Origin of the sequence: Corynebacterium kefirresidentii, from assembly GCF_016599755.1 — a bacterium.
GTDB lineage: Bacteria > Actinomycetota > Actinomycetes > Mycobacteriales > Mycobacteriaceae > Corynebacterium > Corynebacterium kefirresidentii.
Window position 1 is genome coordinate 844719 of sequence record NZ_CP067012.1, and the last position, 15435, is coordinate 860153.

Consider the following 15435-nt stretch of genomic DNA (forward strand, 5'->3'; position numbering starts at 1 on the left):
GGGACTTGTACAGGATCCTGTGCGATTTTCGAATCAAATGGTTGAATTCGTGCGCTTAAACTCAGAGTCCAAGGTAGCCCGAGCATGTGTGAAGGGGGCGCACTTTGTACTTTCGGCAATGAGGATCCCCGGGTACGAGACCGCCGAGGCCGGGGAATTGAGTAGGGCGATAAAACAGCTGGAAAAGGCGCGATTCCTTAGGCCATTGACGTTTTCGTTTGAGAGATATCTCCGCGGGAAACTTCTGCAACTCCAGTCAGTTGAATGCTTTGAGGGAGCAGTTGAACGCAGCGGTAGCGCAGCCGCCCCGCGGGTACTGTTTCATTTCACGAATGCATTGCCCTATACCCAATCTGGATACACGCTTCGGTCTAAAGCACTATTCAAGAGTTTAAGGGCAAGGGGAGTAGAAGCGTTTGCTTGTACGCGCTACGGATATCCGGAGAATATCGGTAGATTCCATCATGGTCCATATTTTGTCAACGATGGTCTCGAATATTTCGTGTTGGGCTCCTTATTTGCTCCGTTTTCAATTACTCGCCAGGAGGATCTGGCCGTCCGCCAACTAGTAAGACTCGCGAGGGAAAAGCAAGTAAACATACTTCACACCACCACCCCGTACACAAACGCGCGCGTGGTGGCTCGCGCAGCCGCTCTACTTGACGTCCCATGGATCTATGAGGTCCGAGGCGAGCCCGAGAGCACGTGGGCTTCGCAGTCTCCAGACCCAGAAAAACGCCGCAGCTCGGAGTTTTTTGAATTAGCGCGTCAGGCCGAAACAGCGGCGATGATGGCTGCAAATCAAGTAATAGCGTTAAGTGAGGTGTCGAAAGAGGACCTAACGCGTCGAGGCGTTCCAGAATCGAAAATCAAGGTCGTTCCGAACGCTCTGGAAGCTGATCAGCTTGAAACTCATACTGACAAAGCGCACGCCCGAAAACGATTGGGCCTAGGCGACGAGTTCTTAATCGGTGCAATTACCTCAGTCGTGGATTACGAAGGGCTAGACATTGCTATAGCTGCGATGAAGGAGATTCCAGACGCAACTCTCATTATCGTAGGAGATGGAGTGGCTCGACCAGGTCTTGAAGACCTAGCCGATGAGCTTGATTTGAAGGATCGGGTTGTCTTTACTGGTAAGCAGCCGGCTACTGATATTCACCTTTGGTACGCTGCCTTGGATGTGTTCGTGGTACCGCGGCGAGACGTTGAAGTTTGTAGGAAAGTCACTCCGCTTAAGCCGCTACAGGCGATGGCCTGCGGAGTACCGGTAATCGGAACTGACCTACCAGCGTTAAAGGAAATCACCGGTGGATTAATGGTTGAAGTTGAACCGGATAACCCCTCCGCGCTGGCCAAATCAGTTGATTTAGTCCGGCAGGGGGAACTCATCGTGAATCCTCGGGAGCTTGAAGAATGGGCCAAGAAGCGATCATGGGAGCGGAATGCGCACAGCTTGGAGGGTCTGTACTTAGAGCTACTGAGGGGAAGATGAATGGGTCAAGAACTTTGCGGCCTCAGAATCCAGTAGGATTTTGTGCGGTTTAAACGCCTTCCGTTGCCGCTTGATGATGCGGTCAGCTTCTTCAAGTTTTCCCGTACTAACTCTGTTTCCCCAGACACGGTAAGTTGTAGTTACGGTTTCCGCATCTCCGTCAGCAATCATGTCGCCTTCGTGCAGCCATATGGCACGAGTGCAGTGCGTTTGAATCGTCGCGGCACCATGAGACACGAGAAAGACTGTTCCGGATCCAGCGAGAAACTCGTCCATACGATCCTTAGCCTTAGCTTTGAACGTGGAATCTCCGGTGGAAAGGGCTTCGTCAATTAGTAGTAGCTCGCGTCGAACTGCTGTAGAGATCGCAAAAGTCAGGCGAGATTTCATGCCCGACGAATAAGTCTTTAAGGGACGATCGATTGCAGACCGGAGATCCGCCCAATCGATAATCGGATCCACTAGCTTCGAAGATTCCGCTGGGGTTAGCCCCATTGCCAAGAGGCCTAAATTAATATTTTGGCGACCGCTTAAATTTGATTGGAGAGCCGCCCCGACGCCGAGCAAGGTGGGCTGGGAGGAAACAAACACGTCACCGGAATCGGGCTTTGATGACCCAGCAATCATTCGTAGAAGGGTTGACTTTCCTGAGCCGTTTTTCCCCAGGATGCCGATCGATTCTCCAGAATAAGCTACAAAGCTAACACCTTTTACTGCTTCCACAGTATGCTTCGAAAGTTTTTTGGATAAAACATGCTCAGAACCGGAGCGACTAAGGTAGTAGGACTTCTTGAGATTACGAGCGACAACCGTTGGGTTATTTGACAACTGCGTACCTTTCCTCGGCTTGCCAAAAGTAGAAGTATCCAATAATCAATAGCCCGAATGACCAAGCTGCAATATACAGCCAAGTGCCTAAGGGCGGTACCTCACCGTCCAAAACCAGCTGTCGCACCGCGGTAAGAAACTGGTAAATGGGATTAGCTTGCATGATCGCTTGAATATGAGGATTTTTATCAAATTTACTCAGATCGAAGAATACACCCGAGATGAAAAAGAGACCTCGATTGATGATTCCCACCACTGACTTTAGATCGGGAATAAATGCTGTAGCTCGTCCCACAATGAACATGCAACCGAGCGAGAAGCAGTGGATTAAGAAATACAAGGGAACCACTAGAATGATGGTCCAAGAAATTCCTTTATCGAGCTGAAAAAGAAGTGCGCCTACTATCGCAACCATGGCGGGGATTGCATGGTCGATCATTTGCTTAATAGTCGTTGAAATAGGGACGGCTGCTGTGGGGAAGTTAAAACTGCTAATCAACCCTTTAGATCCACGGATGATGGAAGTGCCAGCTGACAAACCGCCGGTTGCGAATTTGAGGTAAATTACACCGATTGTTAGGAAGCCAATGAAATTGTCCATTCCCCTAGATACGTGAAGAACGTAGCCGAAAATGAAAGCGTAGACTGCCACGTCTAGGATCGGTTGAAGGATAAGCCAAGCGCGTCCGAGGAACATATTTCTACCTCGGCTAAGCGATTTACTGCGTGCATAAGCCGAGATGAAATGTCGGCGGTCAAAAAGACAACGAGTATAAGACGCTAGGTTATCTCGGCTCCGTAGGTTATATAACTGGGAATCGTCGACGAGCTCCAAGTTGCGGAAACTAGCGTTTTTAACGCGCTTGGGCTTTTCTTGTTTTGCGTTGGTTCCCTTGGGAGCACTGTCGCTGTCGTTGTTCAATTGTGATTCCACAATTTCTCCACTGTGATGATTGCTCTGTAGTTACGGTCTAAGCTGTCACTGAGGATAGTCTAGAATCATCGTATGCAGTTAGGAAACTTTGAGCCGGCATCTTCCAAAGAAGAAGCCACGCCTGTCCATACCTTTATTTTTGGTGGGTGTGTGAGTCGGGACACTGTTGAGTTTGCGAAGCACACCGACTTCAAGGTGCTCCGCTATGTGGCGCGTCAGTCTCTACTTTCCGTGGGCTCAGACGCGAAATCCAACATTCCTGATTTCAAACTGAAAAGCTCTTTCCAGCAGCGCATGTTAGAGAGTGATTTGTCGGGAAACCTCATGCGCGAGATATCGAAGAAAAACGGTATTGATGTTTTTGTCTGGGACTTGGTCGTTGAGCGGACCGGGGTTTGGGAGTTTCCAGATGGGAGCATTGCTACCAATAGCGCGGAAATCAGGCGGCTGGAGGGCATGCCCCAAATTCTGAAAAAGGCCAGAAAGATTCCTTTCGGGTCCGCCGAGCACTTCCAGCGTTGGCAGGGGGCTGCAGCTTTATTTACTGAGTTTTTGGATTTTCTTGGGTTGAAGCAAAAATGCCTAGTCTTGGCACCGGAATGGGCCGAGTATCGCTCAGACAATAAGAAGACTGGCCGGATACGTGGCTTATCTGCCTCGCAGTATAATGAGATGTTCCGTAGATATTACGTGGTTCTAGAAAGGCTGGGGATTACTGTGTCAAGGATCGACGGCACAGTAGCTGACGAGAACCATAAGTGGGGAAATGCACCATTCCACTTCACTCGTTCGGCGTATGCTTCGATGGAGTACGAGATTAAGAAATCAGTGCACCAGACCAGGAATTAGCGGCATAGATATGAAACTAGAAGGTTTGCCGGCTTCCTTGCTGAAGAGAGCTCGTCAAATCCCGCACGGTATTAGAGCGCGAGTATACCGGGGGCGTTCCAGAGTCGAGGCGACTGTGGGTACTCGCTTTCTCGGACCGGAATTGGACGAAAACGCGAAATCCACCCTGCAAGGAGCTTGGCGCGGGTTGTCAGACGCTGCGGTGGGAGAGAAACGGCGAACGTCTAGCAGTAGCGGGGAAGTGCGGGCTTTTTCGCGTGGATATGAGTTCAGCAACCAAGGGTTCCTTCAACCACCGCCTTCACCGCGTTGGAAGGAGCTGGCTCTAGGTGAGGGGCGCCTTCGGGTTGAAGAAAACCTTCCTGTTGCATTGGCCCAGAAACGTGGAGTCTCAGTTGCCGTGCTGGGGCTTGCTATCGACTCGGAGGAAGGAATATCTGATAGCGACCTCATCGCTGACCGTATTGCTGATTTAATATTGTCTGGAAATAGCCTCGAGGCGATTGATGAGTACGTCCTGTGGCTAGGGGGCCGGTTTGTCCTTATCGCCGGGTGTGAAGACCGGTGGCGTATTCACGTAGATGCAATGGCAAGCAGAAGTTGCTACTGGACCGTCAGAAATAAACAACTTTTCGCTGCATCGCATTCTGCGTTGGTCGCTAGAGAGATAGAAGAATTCTCGAGGAAGCGGGCATATTGGGTTCTTTCAAATCCTGACTATGTGAGTGCTGCGGGAAAATGGTTGCCAGGCCGCATTACGCCGCATGATTGCACCGAGCTAGTAAGTGCTAATTGTGTGCTGTCTTTTGACGGGGAAAGGGCCCTGCACTCCCGCATTTTCCCATTGGAAAAGCACCGAATATCCGCGGAGTATTCGCCAAAAGAGGTCGCTCGCATTCTGATTGGTGAGCTTAGGGTGCAGACTTCGGCGTGGCTCAATACCTCTGATAAAACCTATCTCGCTTTGACCTCAGGCCAAGATTCTTTGGTAGTGCTGTTGTCGTGTATTGATCTTTTCCAAAAGCACTTCACCAAAGCTATGACCTACATTTTCGCGGAGAGAAAGGATCCTTTAGGGATCAATGACCTCCAAGGAGCCAATTTCCTAGCTATGCTGTCTGGTCTGCAACACAAGGTAGTGAAAGTGGAACCGTTCATTTTTGAAGGAAAGTTTGCTTCCGCGTACAAACGATCGTTTCCTACTTGGGCTCGTTTTCCGGCTTTAGCCAAATCTTTGTGGCAGAACTTCCCCAAAGAATCCGTAGTCCTTTTTGGGATCGGTGGTGAAATCGGCACAGTCTTTTATAAAGATAGGACCGAGAGTCCGGTTAACGGCGAAATCCTAGCCGGAAAGTTTACGACGAGTAAATTCTCCTCCAATTCTCGCCTTGTCGCAGAGATGGAGGAGTACATAGCTTATACCCAGCTAGATTCAGTCTCCTCGTCGCTTGCAAGCTTCTATGACCTCTATTATTGGGAAAATCGAATGACCAGTTGGGCGGCTGCGGGATACTCCGAATATGAGTTAGGGCCCTCAATAGGTCTTCCGTTCAATACTAGGAGAATAATCTGGCCAATGCTCAACTTGTCGTACGAGAATCGGTTAAACAAAGCAGTGTACAAAACAATAATTCGTTGGAGTGGGTGGCCTCTGTGACTCAAAATGGAAAATTAAACAAGATGGTGAATAAAACTGAATATTATTTTAAACGGGCGCGTCAGGTGGCCCGAGATGAAGGCCCTTCTGAATTAATACGCCAGACTAAAAGGCGATTTAACGTAGGAACGGTAAGCAAAAGGACCGCTACGTTTGACCCACTGGCAGTAACCGCCCAAGGGAAAACTAACAGGACAAGCCCATTCAAGGACCTATGCGTTGGCGTAATCATGGATGAATTTTCTCTCCTGGCATGGGGAGAGGAATTTTCAATCGTGCCAATCTTGCCCGGGGAAGAATCGAAACTTAAATCCTATGAGCTTGATTTATTCTTGGTCGAGAGTGCTTGGGACGGAAATGGAGGAGCCTGGAAGTACCAATTGACTGGCGGTTCCGCTCCCAGCACCGCGCTTTCCGTGATCGTCGAGCAATGCAAACAACTTGGGATTCCTACGGCCTTCTGGAATAAAGAGGACCCTCCCCATTTTGAGGAATTCTTAGATACTGCGCGGTTGTTTGATTTCGTGTTTACGAGCGATGTCAATTTGGTAGATGCCTATAAGCACGCGTTGGGGCATGATCGAGTGTGGCCTTTGAGCTTTGCTGCTCAGCCTGCGATTCATAACCCTATCCGGACTGATATGCCTAACTATCAGAAAGGAGACGTGGCTTTTGCGGGCATGTATTTTGCTCACAAATATCCAGAACGCCGTGAGCAAATGGAGATGCTGCTGGGCGGAGCTATGGATGCATCAGGGCATCTTGAAGACGGTCTCCGTATCTTCTCTAGATTCGAGGGAAAAGACGAGCGCTATCTCTTCCCGCAGCCGTTTTCCCAAAGAGTCGTGGGGTCTCTGCCGTACGAAAAAATGATTGCGGCTTACAAGAATTTCAAAGTCTTCCTAAATGTGAACTCTGTAGTTGACAGTCCCAGTATGTGCTCCCGTAGAGTGTTTGAACTTCTTGCTTCTGGCACGCCTGTAGTCTCTACATGGAGCAAGGCACTTGAGGAGACTTTTCCTTCTACTGAATTAGTGCTTGTAGATAGTAGGGAAGAAGCCACGTTGTCTATTCGTGCCTTGGTTAATTCTCCTGAGTTGAGAGACAGGCTGGTACATCGGGCACAAAGAAGGATCTGGGAGAGCCATACCTATACAACTCGGGCAATGGAGATTTTGGAACGAGTTAGTCCCTCTGAATCTGAAGGTCTGAAGACTAAACCAAAAGTTAGTGTTATTTGCTCTACGGTGCGGGAAGGGCAATTGAAGCATGTATTTGAGCAGGTAGGTCGGCAATCCGGAGTGGATGTCGAGCTGATTTTGGTTCTGCACGGGATTCAAGTTGGTGACAAGGAGATTGCAAACTTCGCTGAGGAGGCGAAAGTTCATCAATACCGTGTACTTAGGGAGGAGCGAAGTTCCTCGCTAGGAGAGTGCTTAAATGCAGGTATCGCTGCTTCGTCAGGCGATTTCATCGCCAAGTTTGATGATGATGATTTTTACTTTGCTTCATATCTTTTGGATATGTATAACTCGTGGTCCTTTTCTGGTGCTGACCTGGTAGGCAAACAGGCAAACTATGCGTTTTTGGGCAATGAAGAATTGCTGATAGTTAGGCGGCCGGAGAGGGAACATCGCTGGACGAACTTCGTAGCTGGCCCTACTTTCTTCGGTCCCCGCAATACGTTTGCGGAAAATAAATTTGAGGCGCGTTCCCGAGGGGAAGACACTGCGTTTATTCGTTCTCTTTTGAGGAAAGGGGGGAAAATATATTCCACAGACCGCTTCAACTTTGTTCAGATGAGAAATGCTGGACAACATACTTGGGAAGTCTCAAATGCATCGTTTTTGGCTAATGGGCAGGTCGTGGGGATTGGTCGGAATTTCGAGGCTGTTGAATGCTAGATGGACCGCGTGCTCCCCAAGGGTTTTCGATGTAGGAGCGTCCCCTTTGTGGAATAATGCACTGCGGTTCTAAAACGTCGAATTAAAATTTGAAAATACTTTTTCTCCCGAGGAGGGGTTTTAGTGAGCATTGAAGAGAAACAATTGGGACCCATAAACAAGGTTTGTGTTGTTGGGCTGGGATACATTGGTCTCCCGACTGCAGCTTTTATCGCTGATTCTGGTATCTCCGTAGTGGGGGTGGACATCAATGAGCGCCATGTGGAGAAGATCAACAATGGTGAAATGCCCTTTTTTGAACCTGGCTTCGAAGCTTTATTAAAAAGCGTAGTCGCCGATGGACATCTCAAGGCTGATACAGAAGTAGCGGAAGCAGACGCGTTCATTGTGGCTGTCCCGACGCCGTTCAATGATGACTATTCAGTCAATATGTCCTACATCGAAGCGGCAGCGAAGAATATTGCTCCTGTGCTTCGACCGGGGGCGCTCGTGGTCCTAGAATCAACCTCCCCTCCAGGGACCACTGAAAAGATGGCTGAGATTCTTTTAGCCGAAAGGCCGGACCTATCGACGGATCCTGAAAGTGCTAACCGTCTCTTAGTCGCACACTGCCCTGAGCGGGTATTACCGGGCAAGATTATGGAGGAGATGGCCGCTAATGACCGAGTTATCGGAGGCCTAAATCCCCTGTCGACGGATAGGGCGAAACAGCTATACTCCTTTTTCTGCAATGGCGAGATGCTATTGACGAATGCAACAACCGCTGAGATGGCAAAGCTGACCGAGAACTCGTTCAGGGACGTGAATATTGCCTTTGCAAACGAGCTGTCAATCATCTCAGACAAGCTTGGAATTGATGTTTGGGAATTGATTGAACTCGCTAACCATCACCCACGAGTCAATATTCTGAATCCGGGCCCTGGTGTGGGTGGCCACTGCATTGCAGTTGATCCTTGGTTCATTGTTTCTTCGGCTCAGGAGGAAGCCAAGCTGATCCGTACGGCGAGGGAGGTTAATGACGGCAAGCCTGCCTACGTTATTGCCAAAATTACTGAAGCAGTCGAGGCCGAAGGCGCAGATTCAATCGCCGCACTGGGAATAGCATTTAAGCCGGATATCGATGATTTGAGAGAATCCCCTGCTCTGTCTATCGTGCAACAAATGGCCGAGAAGTGGCCGGAGAAAAACATCCTAGTAGCTGAGCCTAATGTGAATGAGCTGCCCGAGAGTCTAACCGCATATCAAAACGTGCAGCTAGTTGACGCTTCTCACGCGATATCTTCAAGCCCCGTGGTTGCTGTCTTAGTGGACCATACACCTTTCAAGAGCCTCGAAAAGAGCGTCTTGGAAGGAAAGAATGTCGTTGACACACGTGGCATGTGGAGCTGATCCTAGGGATGAAGAGGTTGGAATCCGGCAAGTCGCTTGCAAGTCTTGCCGTGTTAGCCGCTGTGTTGTTAATTGCCGCGGTGCTGTCAAGCAACTTAGTTCGCGCTGGGCTGTTGATTTTGGCGGTGGTAGTAGCGGCTTTGATCTTGATTTTAAGCGTTTCTTGGACACGACGAGTAGAGGCACAACGCCGACAGGATTACCGCAATGTAATGTCCGTTGCTAAAGAGTTGTCGCTGCTCCGAAACATGTCGGGAAGTATAGCCAAATCGCGAGAGAGTCAACGCTTTCAAGAAGAACAACTAACCCAAATCAATTCCGCGGTCGAGGAATGGCGACATGGTGAGACGGGTTCAGGGGGCGCAATCTCAGAACCTTTATCCTATTTTTCCCCTAGGCGTATCTCTGCATCGAAGCCTGTGGAGAAACCCAACTCTCATGTGGCCGGGCGACAGGCGGCGCTGCAAGACACTGGTGAGGGGTCCAAGGAAAAGCTACGGGATCTCCTTTATCCTTCCAACGAAATGACTCGAGTAGTGGCCGTTTTGGGCTCTTCCGACCTCCGTGAAAGTCTCTCGGGCTTCTGCTCCGTCCGGAAAATAGATTCTGCCGTTGACCTAGCGAAGTTTGGGAACGACATTTCCTGGCTTGTTATCGAAGAGGCGTCTTTAACCTGTGGTCGCTGGTTTGGGAGTCTGTCAGCTCAAGGGACGCATCTTTTTCAGGAGCTCCATAGCCAGATTGTGAAAGCGCAACGAAAGAATAATGTCCTTACGGCGGTCGTGGCTAATGCACCGGCCTCACATATGACGAGCGTTTTGCGTGACACCGCTGATGTTGTGCTTCCTAAGAAGCCAGGACAAGATTCTCGGGGCGCCGAAATGGCGAACCCAGTGATAAAGGCTATCGACGCATACGCGTGTAAGTGAGGTTAAGAAGTGAGCACCGCTGTAGTTTATGGGGACATCAGTCCGAATGTTGTAGATGGCTCGTCGATCTGGCTCATGTCAATAACCGAAACGCTTTCAAAGACATGCGATGAGGTCCATCTCCAGCTCAAAATGAAGCCGGATAACTATCGTCTCTTACAGTCCGTAGACAAGATTGAAAACGTCGTCCTACATCTTCCTCCGGACACCAGTTCTCCACTCAACGAGGAAGCCGCGGTTCCTGTCCTTGAATCGTTGGTCAACAGGGTCGGTGCTGACATCCTCGTTTCTCGAGGACTGAATTTGGCACACACATTAAGTCGCTCTTCGACCTTGGCGCCGATACTTTGGGCTTATATAACGGATCTTCCTTTCCCAATCACCAAGCTTTCTAAGACCAATGTGGGCCGTTTGCAAAGAATCTCGGCGAACTCTCGGAGAGTATTCGTACAAACTGAAGCGGCCCGAAGCTATCTAGAATCGATCGCTCCATTCGCGGCAGGGAAGACCTGCTTGATGCTCCCAATGGTACCGAGTGAGGCGTTTTCCAAGGAAAAGCGCGGGGAGAACTACGAACAGTCGGACAAGCTCCGCATTGTCTATGCGGGAAAGATGGCTAAGGACTGGAAGACACTCGAAATGCTGGAAATCCCCAAGCATCTCAGAAAGTTGGGAATCGAGTCAGAGCTATTAGTTGTCGGCGACAAGATAAATAGGGATAAGAGCGATCCTTCTTGGCACATCCAGATGAAAGAGGCGCTAGAGAAGGCAGCGGCAGATGCTGATAGCGGAGTTGAATGGTTAGGTGGTGTATCTCGGGATGAATCCATGGCAGCCATTTCGTCCGCCCATATTGGATTAGGTTGGCGGACAGCGGTACTAGATTCAAGCCTAGAGGTTTCCACAAAGGCGTTAGAATATTCTGCTCTTGGAACTCCTGCCTTAGTTAATTTTAACGATGACACCCGTGCTCTCTTCGGTAGCGATTATCCATTCTTTATTGATGCGCAAGCTACCGCAGTGGATGCTGCAAAGGTCATTGCTAAAACTGCAAACTCTATTGACCTAATGAGCCCAAAGGTTCGGGGCAAGGTAGCAAACTTTTCAATGGATTCAGCGGTAGAGCGTCTAACTGGCTACTTCGAAGCGGCCGGCATAGTCCGTTCTAGTAACCGTTCGGTGCCTATGGATGCGATTAAGGTCGTAATCGCTTCCCACGATTTCAAGTTCATGGGCGAATTAGTGGATGCGCTTGAGAAGGATCCTCGGTTCATACTCGAGAAGGACGTTTGGTCGTCTCTGCATCAGCATGACGAAGAACGCAGCCGAAACCTGGTCAATTGGGCGGACATTGTATTTTGCGAATGGTGTGGTCCGTCAGTCCGGTGGTATGCAGAGCATAAGCGACCAGGGCAGAGGCTAATTAGTCGTCTACATGGATTCGAACTTCGTGGCCCCGGCCCATGGATGAAGGAAATCGACTGGCAAGGCGTGGACGAATTGATTTTCGTTTCGCAGCATTACGAGGAAATGGCGCTGGAACGACTTCCACTGCATTCCACGGCTACTCGGGTAATTCCAAATGCAATTGATTTAGTGGACTTTGACCGGGAAAAGCTTTTTGGTGCTCAGTTCCATATTGGTCTGGTCGGCTACGTTCCCTTCTTAAAGCGACCAGATAGAGCTGTTTCATTCTTTGAAGAGCTATTGGAACACGACGACCGGTACGTCCTTCACATAAGAGGCAGGGCCCCTTGGGAATACCCTCACGAATGGAGTAAGCCGCTGCAGAAGCAGTTGTATCTAGATTTTTTCTCTTCTATTGCCTCGAACGAGCGACTACGGGATCACGTAGTGTTTGAAGATTTTGGGCCAGATATGGCGTCTTGGTTTAGGAAGATCGGCATTGTGTTGTCGCCAAGTGATGTGGAAAGTTTCCATCTTGCGCCTGCAGAAGGAATGGCCTCGCGTGCAGTCCCCATCGTGTGGGAGAGAGATGGGGCGAAGAACATTTTTGGTCCGTATGTAGATGGGGGTAGTGACCTCGCAATCGATCGCGTACTCGCCCTACGTGAACCGGAGACATTTGCAGAAGAGGGCCAAAAGGCACGTGAATACGCCTCCCGTTGGGGAGTTAAGAAAATTATTTCCGAATGGATCGATGCCTTGACTGGGCAAAATGTTGCTGTCAAGGAGTCTGAGCGTACGGAAACTATCTAGGAGCTAGGATGTCCATTTACCTTTTGGCGGTGCCTAAGAAGAAGCTTCGCTCTACCGTTTCTGACGACCTTGCAGAGCATAATTCCGAACTGCTACGTCGGTGCTTCCAGAAATACCGCAGTTTGGTCAGTGATCACTATCGGAGTGAAATAAAAGTTTCCACACCGGGACAGCATGGGACTGCATCTATAGGTGTGTGGAAAAGGACGAACGAGTCGAACCGCGTCGTCGCAAAGAAAGACTGGTGGGCGCATTCGAGCGGCCAGGATGTTTCCGAGCTCCTGTTCGAGAAGGTGTCCAGGCGTGGCGGCGAGGTTGTTTACACCGATCCTGTTTGGGGCAGCTATACGGCGATCTGGGGTGAGCGCTATCGCGATCGCGTCATACTATGGAACACAATTCCGGCTCTAGAAGCGGTACATTATGCGGAGACGGAAGATTATGTTTTCGCTAGCAACAGACCACTTCTTGCTGCAGTAGCAAGAGCAGAGGGAGAAGCTTCTCCAGTGGCATTGGAAACTGACTTTTTAGATCAGTATTTGATGTTTGGGTTTAACCTCGATGCCGTATCTCCGTTTGAAGGCGTATCTACGATTGCAGTGGACGAGGCACTCGAGGTTAATAGCGGAGAAGTAAAGATTATTCCTCGTCCCGCAGGTCTAATCGCTAATCTCCCTAACCTTCACTCTGAAGAGGAAGCAGCTGAAGCTCTCGCCGACGCGCTAAAGGCCTCTACGCAGAGAGCATTAGCGAACTTTTCGGGCAAGAACGTTCAAGTACGAATGAGTGGCGGTAAAGACAGCCGGCTATTGCTCGGACTAGTTAAGGACTCGGAGCAACCTGTCTATGGGGTAACCTTTGGCAAGCCGAATGATGAAGAGGTCCGAGTGGCACATAATTTGTGCCGAGCGGCTAAAAAGAACTTGGAAGTAACTGCACCATCCCCAGTTGATCGGTCAAGCTTGGCGGAAAAGGTTGATCGAACAATTCTCATGTCTGATGGCATCCCGGCATCTGAACCGCATACTTCTATTTATTATGGCTCCTCGCCGCGTGTTGCTGGTGACGCAATCATGCTGGGGCAGTGGCCACTAATGAAGGGCGGTCAGGCAAAGAAGCTGCACTATTCTGAGTCGGGCTTGCAAAACGCTTTGCGACGACAAGCCGGGTGGTTCGTAAACGAGGGGATCCGAGCGCAGTACGCTTACTTCCTTGAACAATGGCAGCGTGAAGTAGAGACATCTATCGATCTCGAGTACTTGTATCTCTTTGCCCGAAACTTTAGGTCGGGACGCTGGCTGCATGCACACATAAACCTTTACGAGCGTGATGCAGTCATTGCTTATCCAATCGCTGATGAAGAGGTAGCTGCGATTTCTGACGCTATGACGATGTCAGAGAAGGTTTCACAGCGTGTTCTCTTTAGGGCCTTAGAAATGATTTGGCCCGAAGCGAACCGCATTCCTTTGTCCAACGGCAATAAATGGCGGTTTGAGAGTGCTGGTCCGGCGGAGAATCTTGGAGAAGATTCCTTTGCCGAGCGATATGCCGAAGTTCCTGCTCACGAAAGCGATGAATTCTTACAGGTGGATCCTCGGCTTAAAGATTCAAAAGCGATAGAGTACACCAAGGTTGTGGCCGTTCAGATGGCCAGAGAATTGGTGGAATCTGCTAACTGGGATCTGCTCATTTCAAAGGTCACTCCCGAATTTGGGAAAATCTTGGAAGCGGCCGCGAACGGAGAACTTATCGTTCCCGAAAAGTCGTCTCAAAGAGAGATCGTGAAATTCATTTGGCGTTTGTACGTGGCTGATCGTTGGCTGCGGAAGGAATGGCTAGCGGCGAAAGATAGTTAGCCCAAGGCTGTAGGTCGGTGAACATGATGTGCTCATGCTCACCGACCTCACTTTTAGTCTTCGGTGGGAAATAGCTGCAGCTTTAGTTTGCAGAAGTCATGGCGAGAGGAAAGCATTTGCTTTTCTTTCAATGAGAAGGTCTCTTCTGTGCCTTTTGCAAACTTGTGCTGGGCGTAGTACGAGTCCAGATAGCGCGCGATGGGGTTTATAGATTCCCCGTAAGTGGGGTAGATAAAGGAGGTCGCGTGAGGGAAAGAGTTGACTTCCAAAACTCGTGGCATGTCGTCTTTCAAACTACGCACCATGATATCGACGCCGCCAGTGTATAGACCCGGAATCGCGGCAACTGCTCGAACAGCGGTGTCCCTAATTTCCTCTGAAATGATATCGGTGATATTTGCAGTTTCAGCACCGAAAGAAATATTAGAGATTGCGCTGAGGAGAACGCGTTCTCCTGCTTCGGGAATATCTGAGAAAGACAATGAATTGGAGCGCATGAACGCTTCCATGTTCGCGTTTCGGCGAAGAAGTCGCTTGCTTCGTGCGCGGTCCTTCTGACGCTCGTCATTTTTAAGCGCCATCAGTTCTTCGATGTTGTGGGTTCCGTCGCCGGTAACGTAGGCAGGGATTCGGATGATTGAACCGAAAAACTCTCCCTCCACAACGGTGACGCGCAATTCAAAGCCGTCAACCATTTCTTGGACAATTACCGAGGGCTCTCGCTTTCGTTCCTTTTGCATCTCCACGCATTCGTGGAAGCGCTCTTTGAAGTCCTGTTCAGTAACGTTAAGAAAAACTCCGAGACCTTGGGAGAAGCTTGGTGCTTTGACCACGACTTCTCTCCGGCCTTGAGCAAAAGCGGTGTCGAAGGCGTCGTCAGCCTCGTCCGGTCCAAAAACCTGGTACCAAGGAACATTAATGCCAGCGGTGTGCAGGATTTTTTGTGTTTTTACTTTGTTCTGGCAGATTCGTCCAGCTGTCTTAGTGCAGGTAGGTACGTTCCAAGGAGTAACTACTCCGATGGGATCATCTGCAGAATCCTTTAGAGTGATATACGGACGGTTCTTTTTCGAGCGGTCAATATGGAAGTTGCGCCCCGAGCGGCGGACAGTCCGAATCCACGCGTTGTGTATGCCCGTGGTGTAACCATCTTGCCAATAATTTTGTTCAAGGCTGGGCAGAGAATCCAGAATATGGTTTAGGTGCTCGGTACGCATGTAGTTCCAATCATCTGAGCTAGGAGTGGGTTGCTTATCGCACAGATTTTAGCAACGAGGTCAGGCTGACAAGTTAGTTCGCCTTGGTTCTCACTATTAAGCCCGAGGCGGTGCAGAGATTTAGCGGAGTTACGCCGACCCAGCAACGCCTAGAGCC

The 15435-nt window shown here is 49.8% G+C and carries 11 protein-coding genes; 8 read left to right on the forward strand and 3 right to left on the reverse strand.

Translation table 11 applies throughout. From position 1 onward, the window contains the following. Window positions 1-118 precede the first annotated feature (118 nt). On the forward strand, window positions 119-1495 hold the full coding sequence (locus I6I12_RS04180; RefSeq protein WP_200288808.1) for a glycosyltransferase family 4 protein: 1377 nt from the start codon (window positions 119-121) through the stop codon (window positions 1493-1495). Here I6I12_RS04180 and I6I12_RS04185 read toward each other — a convergent pair. Next, window positions 1478-2323, reverse strand: a complete 846-nt coding sequence (locus I6I12_RS04185) for an ABC transporter ATP-binding protein (RefSeq protein ID WP_234288171.1) — start codon at window positions 2321-2323, stop codon at window positions 1478-1480. The genes I6I12_RS04180 and I6I12_RS04185 overlap by 18 nt on opposite strands. After that, the gene (locus tag I6I12_RS04190) at window positions 2313-3020 is read right to left on the reverse strand and encodes an ABC transporter permease (protein WP_234288190.1); all 708 of its coding nucleotides are present in this window, start codon (window positions 3018-3020) and stop codon (window positions 2313-2315) included. The genes I6I12_RS04185 and I6I12_RS04190 overlap by 11 nt, the downstream gene beginning before the upstream one ends. Before the next feature lie 309 nt (window positions 3021-3329). Between I6I12_RS04190 and I6I12_RS04195 the strand changes: the two genes are divergently transcribed. From I6I12_RS04195 to I6I12_RS04225, 7 genes are all read left to right on the forward strand, one after another. Further along, the gene (locus tag I6I12_RS04195) at window positions 3330-4106 is read left to right on the forward strand and encodes a DUF6270 domain-containing protein (protein ID WP_200288809.1); all 777 of its coding nucleotides are present in this window, start codon (window positions 3330-3332) and stop codon (window positions 4104-4106) included. A 187-nt stretch (window positions 4107-4293) separates the two neighbouring features. Then, window positions 4294-5763, forward strand: a complete 1470-nt coding sequence (locus I6I12_RS04200; protein WP_200288810.1) for a hypothetical protein — start codon at window positions 4294-4296, stop codon at window positions 5761-5763. Next, on the forward strand, window positions 5760-7667 hold the full coding sequence (locus I6I12_RS04205; RefSeq protein ID WP_234288172.1) for a glycosyltransferase family protein: 1908 nt from the start codon (window positions 5760-5762) through the stop codon (window positions 7665-7667). The genes I6I12_RS04200 and I6I12_RS04205 overlap by 4 nt, the downstream gene beginning before the upstream one ends. 123 nt (window positions 7668-7790) lie before the next feature. Further along, window positions 7791-9056 carry a UDP-N-acetyl-D-mannosamine dehydrogenase gene (wecC, locus tag I6I12_RS04210; protein ID WP_284698439.1) on the forward strand — a complete coding sequence of 422 codons (1266 nt, stop codon included), beginning with the start codon at window positions 7791-7793 and terminating at the stop codon, window positions 9054-9056. After that, window positions 9047-9985 carry a hypothetical protein gene (locus I6I12_RS04215; protein ID WP_200288811.1) on the forward strand — a complete coding sequence of 313 codons (939 nt, stop codon included), beginning with the start codon at window positions 9047-9049 and terminating at the stop codon, window positions 9983-9985. Before wecC ends, I6I12_RS04215 begins: the two co-directional genes overlap by 10 nt. Before the next feature lie 9 nt (window positions 9986-9994). Beyond that, window positions 9995-12205, forward strand: coding sequence for a glycosyltransferase (locus I6I12_RS04220; RefSeq protein ID WP_200288812.1), 2211 nt, complete (start codon window positions 9995-9997; stop codon window positions 12203-12205). An 8-nt stretch (window positions 12206-12213) separates the two neighbouring features. Continuing rightward, complete coding sequence (locus I6I12_RS04225; protein WP_200288813.1) at window positions 12214-14061, forward strand: hypothetical protein; 1848 nt, start codon at window positions 12214-12216, stop codon at window positions 14059-14061. Window positions 14062-14114: 53 nt separating this feature from the next. On the opposite strand, the gene I6I12_RS04230 is transcribed toward I6I12_RS04225, so the two are convergent. Then, a complete protein-coding gene (locus tag I6I12_RS04230) occupies window positions 14115-15278 on the reverse strand; it encodes a hypothetical protein (protein WP_200288814.1) in 1164 nt (387 codons plus the stop codon). Window positions 15279-15435 lie beyond the last annotated feature (157 nt).

Coding starts and splice junctions, on each gene's coding strand:
- I6I12_RS04230 (WP_200288814.1), bottom strand. CDS start 15,278: ATGCGTACCGAGCACCTAAACCATATTCTGGATTCTCTGCCCAGCCTT.
- I6I12_RS04190 (WP_234288190.1), bottom strand. CDS start 3,020: ATGTTCCTCGGACGCGCTTGGCTTATCCTTCAACCGATCCTAGACGTG.
- I6I12_RS04195 (WP_200288809.1), top strand. CDS start 3,330: ATGCAGTTAGGAAACTTTGAGCCGGCATCTTCCAAAGAAGAAGCCACG.
- I6I12_RS04225 (WP_200288813.1), top strand. CDS start 12,214: ATGTCCATTTACCTTTTGGCGGTGCCTAAGAAGAAGCTTCGCTCTACC.
- I6I12_RS04180 (WP_200288808.1), top strand. CDS start 119: ATGAGGATCCCCGGGTACGAGACCGCCGAGGCCGGGGAATTGAGTAGG.